Source organism: Citrobacter sp. RHBSTW-00017 (genome assembly GCF_013797615.1).
GTDB lineage: Bacteria > Pseudomonadota > Gammaproteobacteria > Enterobacterales > Enterobacteriaceae > Citrobacter > Citrobacter braakii.
The window spans coordinates 3,913,682-3,929,148 of the sequence record NZ_CP056899.1 but is presented as its reverse complement, the minus strand read 5'-3'; the positions used below and the strand labels follow the sequence as shown (position 1 = coordinate 3,929,148).

Below are 15,467 nucleotides of genomic sequence, written 5' to 3'. Positions count from 1 at the left end.
TTATCATGCGCGTGTCTACCCAACAATCCTATGTGTCTATGACGCAAAGTTTTAACGACCTTTCCAGCGATCTTTCCCACGTTGTCACGCAGATGGCGACAGGGAAAAGTATTCTGCTGCCGTCAGACGATCCTATCGCTGCGACACGAATCACCCAGCTTAACCGCCAGCAATCGGCTCTCGATCAGTATCAAACTAATATTGATTCCGCCTCGGCGGGGATGAGCCAGCAGGAGTCTATTCTGGATGGCGTGAATAACGATCTGTTAGCGATTCGCGACGATCTGCTGGAGGCCGCCAACGGCACCAACACCGCCGAGTCGTTATCCAGCCTGGGGCAGGATATTCAGTCGATGACCGAAGCGATGGTCTCGGCGCTGAATTATCAGGATGAAGACGGTCACTATGTGTTTGGCGGGACGGTGAACGATCAACCGCCCATTGTCGCGGTAGATGAAGACGGTGACGGGGTGACCGACAGTTATACCTATCAGGGTAACGACGATCATCGCCAGACCACGGTGTCCAATGGCGTTGAGGTTGATACCAATGTGGCAGTCAGCGATTTCTTCGGCGATAGCCTCGACGTTCTGAACACTCTGACGTCGTTGTCGAAAGAATTACAGGATCCGTCGGTTGACCCTGCCGATCCACAGGTGCAAAGCGATATTCAAAATGCCATTGATACGGTGGATGTGGCCTCAGACGCGCTCAACGCTTCTATAGCCACCATTGGTGAAACGCAGAATACGATGAGCATGCTGAGCAGTGCTCAGACGGATATCACTACCTCCAACGATCAGCTTATCAGTCAGTTGAGCGATCTGGATTATGGCCCAGCCTCCATTACCTTTACCGGTCTGGAAATGGCGATGGAAGCCACTTTAAAAACCTACTCCAAAGTGAGTGAGTTAAACCTTTTCAGTGTGATTTAACAGTTAGCAGTAGCTCAGGAATAGTATGCAGGTCGGTTTAAATACAACATCACTCTCCGGTAGCGGAGCGCTTAATCCTTCTGTGCAGCAGCATACCGTTGCGCAGAATGCCCCTGTCCGTCAAAAGTTACCCGCAACGGCGAGTGATTACCCGGCCTCACCCCTTATTACTACCCGGCCTCAGCGCTACAGCGTGCAGCTTAACGATCAGCTCACCACGCTGCAGCAAGCTGACCACTACCTGGGTCAACTGGAGCAGCATTTGCTGGACTTTCGTCACGCCTCTCGCCGCGGCGGACAGACGCTGCAGCAGAAGGGGGCTGAACTAACTCAGTGGCTGGAAAAACGGCCAGCATTGTCCGGTGATGCGGTCGACAGGCAGTTGCGTCCGGTTTTACAGGGTGAGGCACGCGTCACTTTTCACTCGCCTGAACTGGCGCAGATGCTGCAAAAAAACGCGATAAGTTCACGCATGTTCAGTGTTTCTGACGGGCGGCAGACGCAGCACTCTGCGGTGGTGGTAGGCGAGGACCTGGATCCTGGTCAATACAAAATGATGATGAGCAACGCACTGCGCCGTGTCGGTGTACAGGTGCACGATCAGCAGGGGGCGCTGAGCTTTTCCACGACGGAGAAGCAATGGCAGCAGATCCAACAAACCCTGAGCGTACGTGATGTTGACGCGAAGTCCTCGGCGTTTACTCTGCTAAAGACATTTGCCGATCCCTCTCGTTCAGATGAGCTTCTGCAACATATCGCGCAGGGCAGTTCCCGCACTCAGGATGGGTTACAGCAGGCGCTGGATGCGATTGGCGATCAGCGCGCGCAAATGGCCGCGCAGCAGGAGAAGGCCCGGCAGCTGATTGACGGTATGGCGCGTTTTCCACAGGCAGAAAGTGCGGTTAAAGCATCTGAATCACTGGGCGGGGTACTGGATCATGCTAATCACAACTATCAGGTTTTAGCCCAGGCGGTCAACGGACAAGCCCGGCTTTCCAGCCAGACTGTCCGTAGCTTATTAAGTTAATTCTGCTGACAAGATGTTGTCGAAAAGGTAAATGCCGAGGGGTCTGTGATTAACAGGCCTCCTACATCCTGAGTGAAGAGCAAATTTTGCTGCGGGTTTAAATGAATCCACCACGTATGAAGGTTATGCTCAACAATAAAGGAACTGAAATTTGATAAGCGGAGATCGTTATTATCCGCTTTCGCATCGCTAAAATGAAGCTCACCTTGTTGAGATGATTCTGTAGAACGATTAAGGCAAGTGGAGATCTCGAATACTGAAGGAACCTGGTTATTATGTTCCAAAGGGATGAGCGTAAGGGCCGTATCCTTGTGTTGTGGGCTCAGAATAAGTTGGTAATGTGCATTCCTTCCGGCGTTAAGATCATAATAGGCAATAACCGTGTGCTCAATGTGGGCATGGGCCAGAAAACTAAAAAATAGGGAGGAAATAGCCAGGATATAAAAAGCGTAATTATTTGCATTTTGGCATTTCATTTAACATTTTCTCCACTTCTTTAATTAAAATACCATTCATTTCGTTATCTTTATTTAGCCAGTTATCAAAGCTTAGTGCTAACTGCCAGCTATCATTGCATTGATTGCTCATCACAATATCAAGTGCGAGTTTGTTCAACGAGACCCGATAATAAAGGGTCATCGAGGCGCTATGCGCGACCAACAGTTGATTGATTTGCTCTATACCAGGAAGAATATGTTTTGAAACAAGCGATAACGATTTCTTATTCTCACCTGGATCGTAAAGTTGATAGACCGTAATACGGTTGGCATTTTCAAGCGTTTCTTTAACCAGTTGTGGGGTTTCTTCCGTTTTAGTGGATGACGGCGCTTTAAAATATGAGATCAGCGCAAACAGCGACAGAGCGACAACGATAACGGGCAAGGTAATCAGAACAGCCCGATAAGGATGATGTTTGGTTGCCAGTTTTTTCTTGCTAGCTTCATGTAATGAGCTGTTATTTAAAGATATTTTTTCTATTTCTGATGGCGGTTGCTCCTCAGATGCGAGGGTTTCAACTACCTCAGCATTCTCTTCGGTTACCTCACTGGCGCTGTCATTAACCTTATTTTCATTAGGAGCAATGATTTCAGTTAGATAGAGTTTATTAAACAAATACCCTTTTTTTGGTATGGTTTTTATAATTTCTTGTTGTTTACCATCATCATCAATAGCGACGCGCAGGGCATGAACGGCTGTCGGCAGACTATTTCCACCGACGATGCGATTCTTCCAGACAGCGGTCATTAAAAATGAACGAGATAAAACAACATCGGCATTTTTAGCTAATGTCTCTAACAGAATAAAATGGTATTCGCCCAGGCGACGTATCTCACCTGTTTCACAGTGGATTAACGCATTAAGCGAAGAGTCCATCCGCCAATTGTTGACTACAATACTCATGGTTTATTATACCCGCGCAAGATTTTTATATCCCTGGTGCCACACCGTTAAAAATCAGTGCATTAAAATTCTGGAGAAATTGAGATGTCTTCTGCCTGAGAAACAGCAGGTAAATCGGTATTGAGTGTTTTTTATGCTGTGCAAAAGAGGATTGGAAATGTAGCGAAAGTGTCTGAGACTCACAATATAAAAATACAGGGCATTTGCAACCAAATGTAAAATAAAGTTATAACCAGGCGATTTAAAACATTTTTATCTAAGTATAATCCTATCTTTATCATAAGGTTAACATATCAGATGTGTAATCGATCAGGTCGTTATTAGATATTTCTAATAATCTTTTAATTAAATCTTGATTGAGATCTTCCTTATGCAGTGATTGTTTTGGTGAGGAGCACGGAAAGCTAAAATAGAGTTGGAGACGTTTTATCTCTCGCGTTAACGATGTTGTGCAAGGCGTAAAAAATTTTTCTGCAGCGCTTTAAGTTTTCCGAAGGGGTGGTCGTTTTTACAGAGTATCGAAACGAAAACGATTATTCCCAAGGAGCAGTACCATGTTATCGATTAATACTAATACCGCATCAATGTCCGCTGTTAACGCTATCAACAAAAGCAGCGCATCACTGTCTACTTCTATGGAACGTCTGGCGACAGGTAACCGTATTAACTCTTCTGCAGATGATGCTGCGGGCAAACAGATTGCCAACCGTCTGACTGCGCAGTCCAGCGGTATGGGCGTTGCGCTGAGTAACATTCAGGACGCGACTGCCATGCTGCAGACTGCAGACAGCATGTTTGACGAAATGACCGACGTACTGGGCCGTATGAAAGACCTGTCCACTCAGGCAGCGAACGGAACCTACAACGACGAAGATTTGCAGGCGATGCAGGACGAATACGACGAACTGGGTCAGCAGATGTCCGATATGCTGCAGAACACCACTTACGGCGGCACCAACCTGTTCGGTGTTTCCGGTACCAGCAACACCGGCAAAGACGGTCTGTTCCAGGGGGCGGTAACCTTCCAGGTTGGTGCTGAATCTTCTGACACCATGACCGTTGATATCTCCAGCCAACTGGGCGATCTGGTTAACGATTTAAACAGCGTTAGCAACTCTTTCGAAGCTGATCAGTTAGATGCGACCGGTACTGCAGGCATTTCCGGTGGTACTGAGCTGACCGCTTCTGGTTCTGCAAACCAGATGATCACTACTATCCAGACTGCAATGGACGACGTGTCTAAGATCCAGTCCAAACTGGGTGCATCTATCAACCGTCTGAACGATACCGCAGCGAACCTGACCAGCATGCAGGACAACACTGAAGTGGCGATCGGTAACATTATGGATACCGACTACGCGACGGAAGCGTCCAACATGACCCAGCAACAGGTGCTGATGCAAACCGGCATCACCATGCTGAAGCAGTCCAACAGCATGTCCAGCATGGTTTCCAGCCTGCTGCAGTAATTCCTGACTTAACGTCATTTCCAACACCGCCACCCGGCGGTGTTGTGCTTTCAGCGACCTGGCTTTTACCTGGAAACCTTCCTGGGGAAGGGAAAATTCATTTCCGCTACTAAGTTAACTCACTGAATTTTAATTGTAAAAATTATTGGCATGTATTTTGCTTTTACATAAATAACGTTGCACGGAGTCATTGATCATGAGCTATACGAGTCCGATCCAAAAATTAGCACAACAATTTGCCTACGCCGATATTGCCACCCAGGCGACGAATCTGCAGAACCAACAGAACGAGTTGAATGCTGAGAGCAGCGGTCTGGACTCGCTAAGTACCGCGCTGACTGATTTTCAGACGGCAATCGATGCGCTGAACAGCGACACCGACGGCCCACTGACGTTTTCCGCCACCACAAATAATGAGTCGAATACGGTGTCGGCTAACTCGCAGGCACAGGCGGGGACCTATTCATTTTATGTTTCGCAGTTAGCTCAGGGGCAACAAACCACGTTCAGCATGAGCGACGATACTTACGCCGCGACGGGTTCATTTGAGATAACCATGGATGACGGCACAACCATGGATATTGACCTGTCTACGGTCGATGAGGATGGCGATAACTGTGTTGATGCCAGTGAACTGGTTGATGCGATTAATAACTCGGACGATAACCCAGGCGTGTCGGCGGCATTGGTTAAGACCGACGGCACGACCACCATCATGCTGACCTCTGATACCACCGGTGAGCAAAGCGGTTTTTCGGTGAGCGTTTCGGGTAACACCGATCTGGCTACGGCGGAATCCTCCAGTGAACAACAGATAACGCAAGCGCAGGACGCCATTATTCACCTCGGTAACGAGGATGGCCCTGCGATCACCAGCAGCACCAATACCTTTGACGATGTGATCCCCGGCGTGACGATGACTTTTTCTGAGGTTAGCGATCCTGATGATCCTAACGATGTGACCACTTTTACCGTCGCGGAAGACTCCAGCGGATCGCAGGCCAAAGTACAGACCTTTGTTGATGCCTACAACACCTTGGTCGACACCATCGATTCACTGACCAGCTACGGCGATGACGACACAGCGTCCGGGGTTTTTGCGGGGGACGCCGGGATGAATTCGCTGGCAAATCAGATGGATGATATTGCTCACGCGTCTTACGGTGGCGTGTCGATTGTTGATTATGGCATCACGCTGGATTCCGACGGTCACTTACAAATTGACTCCACTCAGTTCAGCGAAGCAATGGAAGAAAACCCGGACGGTTTGACCGCTATTTTTGTCGGGGAGGACAGCATGGTCGCGCAGATGGACGACCTGATGGAAAGCTATCTGGATTCCAGCAACGGCATCATCGCCCTGCGCCAGGAAAACATTGATGACCAGCAGAGCAAAATTCAGGACGAAAGCGATCAGCTGACTGAAACCTATAACACCAACTACGAGCGCTATGTGGAAGAGTACACCAATACGCTGGTGGAAACGTACACCATGAAAATGAGTATGGCCGCGTTTATGTAACCGGCTGATTTAAGAGAAGGATTGAGAATCAACATGTACGACACGCAGGATGGTTATTCGCAATACAAAGAGATGGATCTTGCTGCGCGTACCGCAGCAGCATCGCCATTAGAGCTGGTGCTGGTGCTGTTTTCGGGGCTGATGGACGAGCTGGAACGCGCCAAAAGCCACATTGAGAACAAACGCTATGAGCGCAAGGCGCAAAGCATCAACAAATGCATCGATATTCTCAACGCCTTAACCAGCTCGCTGGAGTTTGAAACGGGCGGCGAGTTGGTGGTGAATTTGTCCCGGCTGTATGACCACTGCGTCTACCGCCTGTATGAAGCCAGCGGCGAATTGTCGCTGGAAAAAATTGATGAAGTGATCCTCATCCTGACCAATCTACGCACAGGCTGGGAAGGTCTGTCGGCAAAGCTGGGATAAGACGATGGAAAGAGAGCGTCAGCAACAGCAGCTTTATGCCCTGGTAAAAGAGATGAACGAGGCGCTGGATCGAAAGCGTTGGCGCCGATTACCCGGCCTGCATCAGCAGGTGATGCGCGTTTTTCATGACTATGCCGCCTGGGAAACCGATGCCACCGCGTTGCGAGAGGTCAAAGACACCCTGCATGCGGCGTTTGAGGTGCTGATTGCCCGACGAACGCAGCGTGCGGAAGAACTCAAAGCGCGCATGGATCAACATCAGCAAAACCAGGAAGGAATGTTGGCGTACTCAATGGTTAATTTAATTTCGGAGAAGGCATGAATCCTGTATTACTGGCCTCGGCCAGTGCGTTGGCAGAGGCCACACCGGAAAAGGCGGCTATTTCGGCCCCAACAACGTCAACGAGCGGCAGCACGTTTTCTTTACCGCAGGCCGGGCTTAACGCGGTGGCTGAACGTTTGATCGGCGCAAAAATAAACCAACAGCAGGCGTCGTTGCCTGAGCATCAACGCGATGATGCAGATCCTGCGGCCATGCAGGCATTGCTGGCGATGTTACTGGCGCAACCGGCACAGCCGTTAACGCCTGCGGCGGCGCAGAAGCAGCCTGACGGTGAGATGCTGAAAATGCTGACGCAGGCGCAAACTACGGGGGCGGGGTCTGCGCTTTTGCGCCAACTGGCGAGCGCGATGGCCGGGCAAGGAAAACAATCCATGCCGTCGGCTGAGCAGCACGCCACGGATTTATCGTCACTGTCGCCAAAGCTGCAAACGTTACTGGCATCGATCACCGAGAATTTGCCCCAGGCAACCCCGGATCAGCAGGCCAAACTGGCGACATTCTCCGCCCAGGATCTGCGCGCGATTGCGCCTGAACCTGTCTCGCTTTCGACCTCACAGCAAATTTCCGCCCGGGTGAAGTCAGCGGATCACGCCGTTCCTCGCCCGATGGCGGTGAGAAAAACGGATAGCGTAACGGTTAACCCATCGCTTGCGTCGCAAAGTTTGCTCAATACGGCGGCGCAGGGAACTCAGCCGGTAAATGCCCTGAGCGACCACAACGTGGTGTCGACGCAAGTTTCCGCGCCTACCACGCTGTCAACAGAGGAGCTCGGCGAGAAGCTCACCGCGCTGCTCAAAGACAGAATTCAGTTCCAGTTGGGTCAGCAACAGCAGGTGTCGACCATTCGTCTAGACCCGCCATCGCTGGGCAAACTGGAAATTGCCGTGCAGCTGGACGCAGGAAAGCTGATGGTGCACATCGGCGCAAATCAGAGCGATGTCTGCCGCTCGTTGCAGCAATTTAGCGAGAACTTACGCCAGCACCTCACGGCGCAGAACTTCATGGAAGTGAATGTTCAGGTCTCTTCCGAGGGACAATCGCAACAGCAACAACAGCAGTCAGGCCATCAACAGGACGAGGTGACGTCGGCGCTAACGCTTAACGACGAACCTCAATTTCAACAGAACGAATCCGTTCTGATCAAAGTGTAAAAGCAAGATGAAGAAAATTGTTATTGCGTGTGTGATCAGCTCTGTCGTTGCTCTGGGTATTGCTGGTGGGGCTGGATGGGGTATTTATCATTTTATGAATAAAGGTGCGACAGCTAAGGCAGCAAAACCCGCTGAGATACCCGAAGAAAATCAGGATGAGAGCAGCAGCATTTTTGTCTCTCTGCCGGAAACGGTGGTTACGCTTCATGATAGTGAAGGGACAGACCGATACATGGTGGCAGAGCTGGTAATGGTCGTTGATTCAGAGAAAGATGCTGAAAAAATTAAGAAAGACGAACCGCTCTATCAAAGTATTACGGTAGATGAACTCTCGAATATGAAATATGAAGAGATTCGGGCGCTGAAGATCTCCGATATCAGAAAGAAAGTTTTTGAAAATCTAAAAATTGAATTAGCGAAACGCAAAATGGCGACACCGTATAAGGACATATTGGTGAAAAAAGTCGTGTTTCAATAAGCGACAAGCCAGGAAATAACATGATCCAGGATGCTTACGAGTCAGAAGATTTTAATGCGACGCCCGTGCTAACGCCAAAGCAAGAGAGCCATTATTTACAGGCTTATCTTCCTTTGGTGCGCAAAGTGGTGCGTCAACTTGCGCCGCAATGTACCTGCGTTATGGACAGGCAGGATATGGAGCAAACGGCGCTGATGGGATTGCTGAATGCGATTCGCCGCTATGGTCAACCGGATGAGGGCTTTGCCGGTTATGCCGTCCATCGTATCCGCGGAGCCATACTCGATGAGCTGCGCAGCCTCGACTGGCGGCCTCGTCAGCTACGACAAAAATACCATCAGATTAAAGATTTGATTCGTGATGCGCGTACTCAGCTCGGGCATGAACCCTCATGGGAGGAGCTTTCCCGGTTGGGTTTGTCGTCTGAAGATTATCAGGAATATCAACAGCTGGAAGGTGCCGAGTCGCTGGCCAGCCTGGATGAATTACTGAATGGCGATATACCGATTGCGCCGCTCGAAGGGCGGGGGCTTGAAGAACAATTCGTCACGCAGGAAATGCTGGGTTATGCCCTGAGCCAACTCAGCGAAAAGGAGGGACTGGTGCTCTCAATGTATTACCAGCACGATATGAATTTAAAAGAAATCGCGCTGGTATTAGGGCTGACTGAAGCTCGAATTTGTCAAATGAATAAAAAAATCACGCACAAGATTCGTGATTGTTTATATCCAGATTAACAATTCCGAATCAACATGCGGAGGACGTAATGCAAAAGATTTTTGGTTTATTGGTGGTTTTAGGCTGCGTATTTGGTGGCTACTTTGAGGCTGGCGGACAGTTAATTGCTATCTGGCAGCCGGCAGAAATTATTATTATCGTGGGGGCCGGTCTGGGGGCGATGATTATCGGTAACCCAATGCATGTGCTTAAAGAGATTGCTCACCAGATCAAAGGCGTGGTCAGCAAAAAGAAAATGGGGCCGGAGTTCCAGCGTCAGTTGCTGATGTGCCTGTATGAACTGCTGGAAATGGTGCAAAACGGCGGTCTGCGTATGTTGGATCAGCATATCGAACAGCCGGAAGAGAGTACCATTTTCCAGAAATACCCGCTGGTACTGACCCAGAAACGACTGGTGACCTTTATCGCCGATAATTTCCGTCTGATGGCGATGGGGAAAATTGATGCCCACGAGCTGGAAGGGATCCTCGATCAGGAACTGGATACCGCGGAAGAATCGCTGTTAACCCCTTCGCGCTCTCTGCAGCGTACCGCCGAGGCGATGCCTGGCTTCGGCATTTGCGCGGCGGTGCTGGGTATCATCATCACCATGCAGTCAATCGATGGTTCCATTGCGCTTATCGGCCTGAAAGTGGCGGCGGCGCTGGTGGGGACATTCTTAGGGGTCTTCATCTGTTATTGCGTGATGGATCCGCTGGCAAACGCCATGGAACAGCAGGCGCGGGCGGAACATTCGCTGCTCGAATGTGTACGTACCGTGCTGGTGGCGCAGGCGGGCGGTAAGCCGACGCTGCTGGCGGTTGATGCGGGACGTAAACTTCTTCATCTGGCTTCCAAACCCACATTCGCCAATCTGGATGCGTGGGTGAATGCGATGCTGGAGCAAGAATAAGCATGAGGAAGGGGCCAAATCGTCGCGATCGCGGCGCGAAAACCACCATTATCCGCCGACAAATCAAAAAGAATCATGCAGGTCATCATGGGGGAGCGTGGAAGGTGGCATTTGCTGACTTTACGCTGGCGATGATGGCGTTGTTTATGACGTTGTGGATTGTGAACAGCGTCAGTAAAGCTGACCGCGAAAATATTGTGGCGGCGCTGCATGGTCAGTCAATCTTTAACGGTGGCGGTATGGCGCCATTAAATAAGCTGGGCAAGCAGCCGATAGCGCCGGGAGCGCAGAAGAAAAACGTCACGCGCAACAAACTCGATAAAACCGTCAACCCGCAGGAGACGGCGAAAATTACGGAAGAGAACGCGAAAAAGGCGCTGGATGTGAATGAAAAAGCGGTGCTGCTGAAACAAAAATCAGCCCGCGAATTGGGCGAACTGGCGACCGACATTAACGTTATCGCCCGCAATGCGCATATGGAAACTAACCTTGAGATGGAGATTGTTCCTCAGGGGCTGCGCGTACTGATTAAAGATGACCAGAATCGCAATATGTTTGAGCGCGGTAGCGCCAGGATTATGCCGTTCTTTAAATCGCTGTTGGTTGAACTGACTCCCGTGTTTGACTCGCTGGATAACAAGATAATCATCACCGGGCATACAGACGCGATGAGCTATAAGAGTAACATTTACAACAACTGGAACCTCTCCGGCGACCGCGCTTTGTCGGCGCGACGCGTGCTGGAGGATGCCGGAATGCCGCAGAATAAAGTCATGCAGGTCAGCGCGATGGCGGACCAAATGCTGCTGGATGCGAAAAATCCGGAAAGTGCCGGGAACCGTCGCATTGAGATCATGGTGCTGACGCAAAGCGCTTCCGATACGTTGTATCAATATTTTGGCCAGCAGGGAGAGAAGGTTGTGCAACCGCTGGTGGATAAGCTGGACAAGCAAAAGCAGGTGACTTCTTTACGTCAACAATCTGCTCCCGTCACTCATTAATTCTGTTCTCGTCCCCCACGCAACGTGGGGGCAATTTATTCCTCAGGAAGGCAATGTGATAGATGTAACCCATATTATTCCATTGGAGATTCATACTGATAACGTCACCGATGTAGCCTGTCAGGGGGCGCATTTCGACAAGGTCTCAGGTATCTGGTACACCGAACCCCACGAGCTAAACGGGGCGCTTCGTGACTATGTCTACGACACCGACAATTTTAATATTGTCGCGCCGTACTATCTGGTGATTACCTCGAAGATGCACTGCTGGAGCTGCCACCAAATTACCCGCATCCATGGCGTGATGTTTACCCGCTTTATTAAGAAAAATCAGGATGGTCAGGGCTGGCAGTCGGTCAGGCGTAACAGCTTTTTGTTCCACATTAATTCTCTGCCTGAAGAGATAAAAAAGAACATCAAAGCCAGCAATTACTACCTCGATAAAAGTAAAACCACCGGGCTACGTTACTGGATGAATCACTGTGAAATTTGTGGTGAACGTCTGGGCGACTACGAGCTTTTCTGCGTTGAAAATGATGCCTTCCGCCTGATGACAATCGAAAAACTGCTGCGGGCAAATGTTCGCAAAGTGAATAAACTGTTTGTCAGTACGGCGGGGAATCCCGCAGAACATACGAAAAAGGATATTGTGCGTTACCTGTGCGATGCCCGCTTCGTCATGAATGGTCCGGCGTAAGGAATAATCATACTTCTCACACTATAAAAATACTGTATACTTAAACAGTGTTGTGGGAGGCGAGTAATGCGCAAAATCATACATGTTGATATGGACTGCTTTTTCGCAGCGGTGGAAATGCGCGATAACCCCGCTCTGCGTGACATTCCCATTGCCATCGGCGGCAGCCGGGAGCGCCGGGGGGTTATCAGTACAGCCAATTACCCGGCGCGCAAATTTGGCGTGCGTAGCGCGATGCCAACGGGAATGGCGTTAAAGCTATGCCCGCATCTTACCTTATTACCCGGTCGCTACGAGGCCTACAAAGAAGCCTCCCGCCAGATTCAGGCTATTTTCTCCCGCTATACCTCGCTGATTGAACCCCTGTCGCTGGATGAAGCCTATCTGGATGTAACCGACAGCACCCACTGCCACGGTTCTGCCACGCTGATCGCCCAGGAGATCCGCCAGACGATTTTTAACGAGCTGCAGCTAACCGCCTCCGCCGGGATTGCGCCGGTTAAATTTCTGGCAAAAATAGCCTCCGATCTCAACAAGCCCAACGGGCAATATGTGATTACCCCTGCCGATGTTCCTGAATTTCTCAAAACGTTACCGCTAGGCAAAATTCCCGGCGTCGGCAAAGTCTCCGCCGCGAAGCTGGAATCAATGGGATTGCGTACCTGCGAGGATGTTCAAAAATACGACCTGGCAATGCTGCTCAAACGTTTTGGTAAGTTTGGTCGCGTGCTGTGGGAGCGAAGCCAGGGCATTGACGAGCGGGACGTTAACAACGACAGACTGCGCAAATCCGTCGGCGTGGAGCGCACGCTGGCGGAAGATATTCATGAGTGGTCAGAATGCGAGGCGATTATTGAGCGGCTTTATCCCGAACTGGAACGGCGTCTGGCCAAGGTAAAGCCGGATCTCCTTATCGCTCGCCAGGGGATAAAACTCAAGTTTAATGATTTTCAGCAGACCACGCAGGAGCACGTCTGGCCGCGCTTAAATAAAGATGACTTAATTGCGACGGCGCGTAAAACCTGGGAAGAACGTCGGGGAGGGCGAGGCGTGAGGCTGGTGGGATTACACGTCACGCTGCTGGATCCCCAACTGGAAAGACAGCTGCTGTTGGGGCTGTGACTCTGATGGATTGCCGGATAAGCGCAGCGCTATCCGGCATTTAGCGCAGAATCTTACTTCGCCGGAATCGACTTCAGCAGTTCAGTCAGCAGCGTCCAGTAGTGGCCAACGCTTTCGATATGAACCTGCTCATCCGGGGAGTGCGGACCGGTGATGGTTGGCCCGATGGAAACCATGTCCATTTCCGGATACGGTTTCTTGAACAGGCCACATTCCAGACCGGCGTGAATGATCTGGATGTTTGGCGTTTTGTTGAACAGACGCTGGTAGGTTTCGCGAACCAGGTGCATAACCGGAGAGTTAGCATCCGGCTGCCAGCCAGGGTATCCGCCTTTGGCCTGGGTTTTCGCGCCAGCCAGTTTACCCAGTGAATCCAGCATGCTCACCACGTAGTCTTTACCGCTGTCGATCAGGGAACGGATCAGGCAGTGAATTTCAACGTTGTCGTCAGTCATGGTTACAACGCCGACGTTCAGGGAGGTTTCAACCACGCCTTTGGCTACGTCGGAATTGCGGATAACACCGTTCGGGGTGGCGTTCAGCAGACGTACGAAGCTGTCGCGAGACTGAGTGGTCAGCGCGGCTTTGTCGTGAGTAACGGCATCCAGCAGCAGAGCCAGGTTCTTCTCTTTGGCTTCCAGTTCGTTTTTCAGGATTTCCTGGTAGGTGTTGACCAGCGCTTTTAACGCATCAACTTTATCTGCCGCCACGGCGAGGGTGGCAAAGGCTTCACGCGGAATTGCGTTGCGCAGCGTACCGCCGTTGAAATCAACCAGACGCAGATCCAGCTCTTCAGCGTGACCCGCCAGGAAGCGTACCAGCAGCTTGTTAGCGTTACCGAGACCCACGTGGATTTCGCCACCGGAGTGACCGCCTTTCAGGCCTTTCAACGTCAGCTTAAAGCTCTGGAAGCCAGCCGGGATTGCTTCACGGGACAGCGGCAGGTTAGAGGTAAAGTCGATACCGCCTGCGCAACCCATATAGATCTCACCTTCTTCTTCAGAGTCGGTGTTGATCAGGATATCTGCCTGCAGCCAGTTAGCCTGCAGACCAAACGCGCCATCCATACCTGCTTCTTCGGTCATGGTCAGCAGCACTTCGAGCGGACCGTGTACCACGTTGTCATCAGCCAGAACGGCCAGTGCGGACGCCATACCGATGCCGTTATCCGCACCCAGCGTGGTGCCACGGGCTTTTACCCATTCGCCGTCAATATAAGGCTGGATAGGATCTTTAGTGAAGTCGTGCACGGTGTCGTTATTTTTCTGCGGGACCATATCCAGGTGCGCTTGCAGAACGACCGGCTTGCGGTTTTCCATTCCTGCGGTAGCGGGTTTGCGAATCAGGATATTACCGACCTGATCGCGCTCGACGTGGAAACCTTTCTCTTGGGCCCAGCTCAGAATGTGTTCAGCGAGCTGCTCTTCATGGTAGGACGGATGAGGAATAGAACAGATTTTGGCAAAAATATCCCACAGCGGTTGCGGGGATAACTGAGACAGTTCAGACACGTTGAGTCTCCTTGGCGATGTCCTACAAAACTTGCTTGCAGGCCACAGGGTTAGCAGAATTAAAAACATCACAAGACAGGCTTGCGCGATGCGATTGAGAATACCACTTTCTCCGCTGACGGCTAGCATAAAGCATGCAAAAAGAGGCACGGATTCCGCGAAACACTGGTTTTTAGTGCGTCAGATCTCTATAATCTCGCGCAACCTATTTCCCCCTCGAACACTTTTTAAGCCGTAGATAAACAGGCTGGGACACTTCACATGAGCGAAAAATACGTCGTCACCTGGGACATGTTGCAGATCCATGCACGTAAACTGGCAAGCCGCCTGATGCCTTCTGAACAATGGAAAGGCATTATTGCCGTTAGCCGTGGTGGTCTGGTGCCGGGCGCATTGCTGGCGCGTGAATTGGGTATTCGTCATGTCGATACCGTATGCATCTCCAGCTACGATCACGACAACCAGCGCGAACTGAAAGTGCTGAAGCGTGCCGAAGGCGACGGTGAAGGTTTCATCGTAATTGATGACCTGGTTGACACCGGTGGTACCGCCGTAGCGATCCGCGAAATGTACCCTAAAGCGCATTTCGTCACTATTTTCGCTAAGCCGGCAGGTCGCCCGCTGGTGAATGATTATGTTGTTGATATCCCTCAGGATACCTGGATTGAGCAGCCGTGGGATATGGGCGTAGTGTTCGTTCCGCCGATCTCGGGTCGCTAATCTAAAAAGTTTTCAACGCCCGCACTGTCGGGCG

General features: G+C 50.8%; 17 protein-coding genes. 14 read left to right on the top strand and 3 right to left on the bottom strand.

What is annotated here, in order from left to right; genetic code table 11:
- The first annotated feature begins 5 nt into the window (after positions 1-5).
- Both flgL and HV037_RS19020 read left to right on the top strand, forming a co-directional pair.
- Complete coding sequence (flgL, locus tag HV037_RS19025) at positions 6-935, top strand: flagellar hook-associated protein FlgL (RefSeq protein ID WP_019076091.1); 930 nt, start codon at positions 6-8, stop codon at positions 933-935.
- Positions 936-960: 25 nt separating this feature from the next.
- Positions 961-1,962, top strand: coding sequence for a flagellar hook-associated protein (locus HV037_RS19020; RefSeq protein ID WP_103283503.1), 1,002 nt, complete (start codon positions 961-963; stop codon positions 1,960-1,962).
- Here the strand turns inward: HV037_RS19020 and HV037_RS19015 are convergent.
- Both HV037_RS19015 and HV037_RS19010 read right to left on the bottom strand, forming a co-directional pair.
- Positions 1,959-2,438 carry a hypothetical protein gene (locus HV037_RS19015; RefSeq protein WP_016151851.1) on the bottom strand — a complete coding sequence of 160 codons (480 nt, stop codon included), beginning with the start codon at positions 2,436-2,438 and terminating at the stop codon, positions 1,959-1,961. The genes HV037_RS19020 and HV037_RS19015 overlap by 4 nt on opposite strands.
- Entirely contained in the window at positions 2,416-3,363 is a 948-nt protein-coding gene (locus HV037_RS19010) for a winged helix-turn-helix domain-containing protein (protein ID WP_103283504.1), read from the bottom strand. Before HV037_RS19010 ends, HV037_RS19015 begins: the two co-directional genes overlap by 23 nt.
- A 554-nt stretch (positions 3,364-3,917) precedes the next feature.
- On the opposite strand from HV037_RS19010, the gene lafA reads away from it, so the two are divergent.
- From lafA to dinB, 11 genes are all read left to right on the top strand, one after another.
- The gene (lafA, locus tag HV037_RS19005; RefSeq protein ID WP_103283505.1) at positions 3,918-4,832 is read left to right on the top strand and encodes a lateral flagellin LafA; all 915 of its coding nucleotides are present in this window, start codon (positions 3,918-3,920) and stop codon (positions 4,830-4,832) included.
- Positions 4,833-5,028: 196 nt separating this feature from the next.
- Positions 5,029-6,354, top strand: coding sequence for a flagellar filament capping protein FliD (gene fliD / locus HV037_RS19000; RefSeq protein ID WP_049040790.1), 1,326 nt, complete (start codon positions 5,029-5,031; stop codon positions 6,352-6,354).
- Between the two features lie 33 nt (positions 6,355-6,387).
- On the top strand, positions 6,388-6,780 hold the full coding sequence (gene fliS, locus HV037_RS18995; RefSeq protein ID WP_003843794.1) for a flagellar export chaperone FliS: 393 nt from the start codon (positions 6,388-6,390) through the stop codon (positions 6,778-6,780).
- 4 nt (positions 6,781-6,784) lie between these two features.
- Positions 6,785-7,102: a hypothetical protein gene (locus HV037_RS18990; protein ID WP_016151855.1), complete on the top strand. Its 318-nt coding sequence runs from the start codon at positions 6,785-6,787 to the stop codon at positions 7,100-7,102.
- A complete protein-coding gene (locus HV037_RS18985) occupies positions 7,099-8,274 on the top strand; it encodes a flagellar hook-length control protein FliK (RefSeq protein WP_016151856.1) in 1,176 nt (391 codons plus the stop codon). The genes HV037_RS18990 and HV037_RS18985 overlap by 4 nt, the downstream gene beginning before the upstream one ends.
- A 7-nt stretch (positions 8,275-8,281) precedes the next feature.
- A complete protein-coding gene (locus tag HV037_RS18980; RefSeq protein ID WP_047357630.1) occupies positions 8,282-8,752 on the top strand; it encodes a flagellar basal body-associated FliL family protein in 471 nt (156 codons plus the stop codon).
- A gap of 20 nt (positions 8,753-8,772) precedes the next feature.
- Positions 8,773-9,489: a FliA/WhiG family RNA polymerase sigma factor gene (locus tag HV037_RS18975; protein ID WP_046275416.1), complete on the top strand. Its 717-nt coding sequence runs from the start codon at positions 8,773-8,775 to the stop codon at positions 9,487-9,489.
- 29 nt (positions 9,490-9,518) lie between these two features.
- Positions 9,519-10,382: a flagellar motor stator protein MotA gene (gene motA, locus HV037_RS18970; protein WP_016151859.1), complete on the top strand. Its 864-nt coding sequence runs from the start codon at positions 9,519-9,521 to the stop codon at positions 10,380-10,382.
- 2 nt (positions 10,383-10,384) lie between these two features.
- Positions 10,385-11,383 carry a putative lateral flagellar export/assembly protein LafU gene (gene lafU / locus HV037_RS18965; RefSeq protein ID WP_016151860.1) on the top strand — a complete coding sequence of 333 codons (999 nt, stop codon included), beginning with the start codon at positions 10,385-10,387 and terminating at the stop codon, positions 11,381-11,383.
- Between the two features lie 55 nt (positions 11,384-11,438).
- The gene (locus HV037_RS18960) at positions 11,439-12,080 is read left to right on the top strand and encodes a hypothetical protein (RefSeq protein ID WP_016151861.1); all 642 of its coding nucleotides are present in this window, start codon (positions 11,439-11,441) and stop codon (positions 12,078-12,080) included.
- Positions 12,081-12,146: 66 nt separating this feature from the next.
- Positions 12,147-13,202 carry a DNA polymerase IV gene (dinB, locus tag HV037_RS18955; RefSeq protein WP_016155765.1) on the top strand — a complete coding sequence of 352 codons (1,056 nt, stop codon included), beginning with the start codon at positions 12,147-12,149 and terminating at the stop codon, positions 13,200-13,202.
- Positions 13,203-13,255: 53 nt separating this feature from the next.
- Here the strand turns inward: dinB and pepD are convergent, their stop codons facing one another.
- Positions 13,256-14,713 (bottom strand): cytosol nonspecific dipeptidase, encoded by a 1,458-nt coding sequence (pepD, locus tag HV037_RS18950; protein WP_016151863.1) that lies wholly within the window; start codon positions 14,711-14,713, stop codon positions 13,256-13,258.
- A gap of 261 nt (positions 14,714-14,974) precedes the next feature.
- On the opposite strand from pepD, the gene gpt reads away from it, so the two are divergent.
- The gene (gene gpt, locus HV037_RS18945; RefSeq protein WP_003031380.1) at positions 14,975-15,433 is read left to right on the top strand and encodes a xanthine phosphoribosyltransferase; all 459 of its coding nucleotides are present in this window, start codon (positions 14,975-14,977) and stop codon (positions 15,431-15,433) included.
- The last annotated feature ends 34 nt before the right edge of the window (positions 15,434-15,467 follow it).

What these genes read in the sequence shown, in the direction of transcription:
- HV037_RS18985 (WP_016151856.1), top strand. Translation starts at nt 7,099, where the DNA reads ATGAATCCTGTATTACTGGCCTCGGCCAGTGCGTTGGCAGAGGCCACA.
- HV037_RS18990 (WP_016151855.1), top strand. Translation starts at nt 6,785, where the DNA reads ATGGAAAGAGAGCGTCAGCAACAGCAGCTTTATGCCCTGGTAAAAGAG.
- fliD (WP_049040790.1), top strand. Translation starts at nt 5,029, where the DNA reads ATGAGCTATACGAGTCCGATCCAAAAATTAGCACAACAATTTGCCTAC.
- HV037_RS18980 (WP_047357630.1), top strand. Translation starts at nt 8,282, where the DNA reads ATGAAGAAAATTGTTATTGCGTGTGTGATCAGCTCTGTCGTTGCTCTG.
- lafU (WP_016151860.1), top strand. Translation starts at nt 10,385, where the DNA reads ATGAGGAAGGGGCCAAATCGTCGCGATCGCGGCGCGAAAACCACCATT.
- dinB (WP_016155765.1), top strand. Translation starts at nt 12,147, where the DNA reads ATGCGCAAAATCATACATGTTGATATGGACTGCTTTTTCGCAGCGGTG.
- HV037_RS19015 (WP_016151851.1), bottom strand. Translation starts at nt 2,438, where the DNA reads ATGAAATGCCAAAATGCAAATAATTACGCTTTTTATATCCTGGCTATT.
- fliS (WP_003843794.1), top strand. Translation starts at nt 6,388, where the DNA reads ATGTACGACACGCAGGATGGTTATTCGCAATACAAAGAGATGGATCTT.
- HV037_RS18975 (WP_046275416.1), top strand. Translation starts at nt 8,773, where the DNA reads ATGATCCAGGATGCTTACGAGTCAGAAGATTTTAATGCGACGCCCGTG.
- flgL (WP_019076091.1), top strand. Translation starts at nt 6, where the DNA reads ATGCGCGTGTCTACCCAACAATCCTATGTGTCTATGACGCAAAGTTTT.
- gpt (WP_003031380.1), top strand. Translation starts at nt 14,975, where the DNA reads ATGAGCGAAAAATACGTCGTCACCTGGGACATGTTGCAGATCCATGCA.
- motA (WP_016151859.1), top strand. Translation starts at nt 9,519, where the DNA reads ATGCAAAAGATTTTTGGTTTATTGGTGGTTTTAGGCTGCGTATTTGGT.
- HV037_RS19010 (WP_103283504.1), bottom strand. Translation starts at nt 3,363, where the DNA reads ATGAGTATTGTAGTCAACAATTGGCGGATGGACTCTTCGCTTAATGCG.
- HV037_RS19020 (WP_103283503.1), top strand. Translation starts at nt 961, where the DNA reads ATGCAGGTCGGTTTAAATACAACATCACTCTCCGGTAGCGGAGCGCTT.
- lafA (WP_103283505.1), top strand. Translation starts at nt 3,918, where the DNA reads ATGTTATCGATTAATACTAATACCGCATCAATGTCCGCTGTTAACGCT.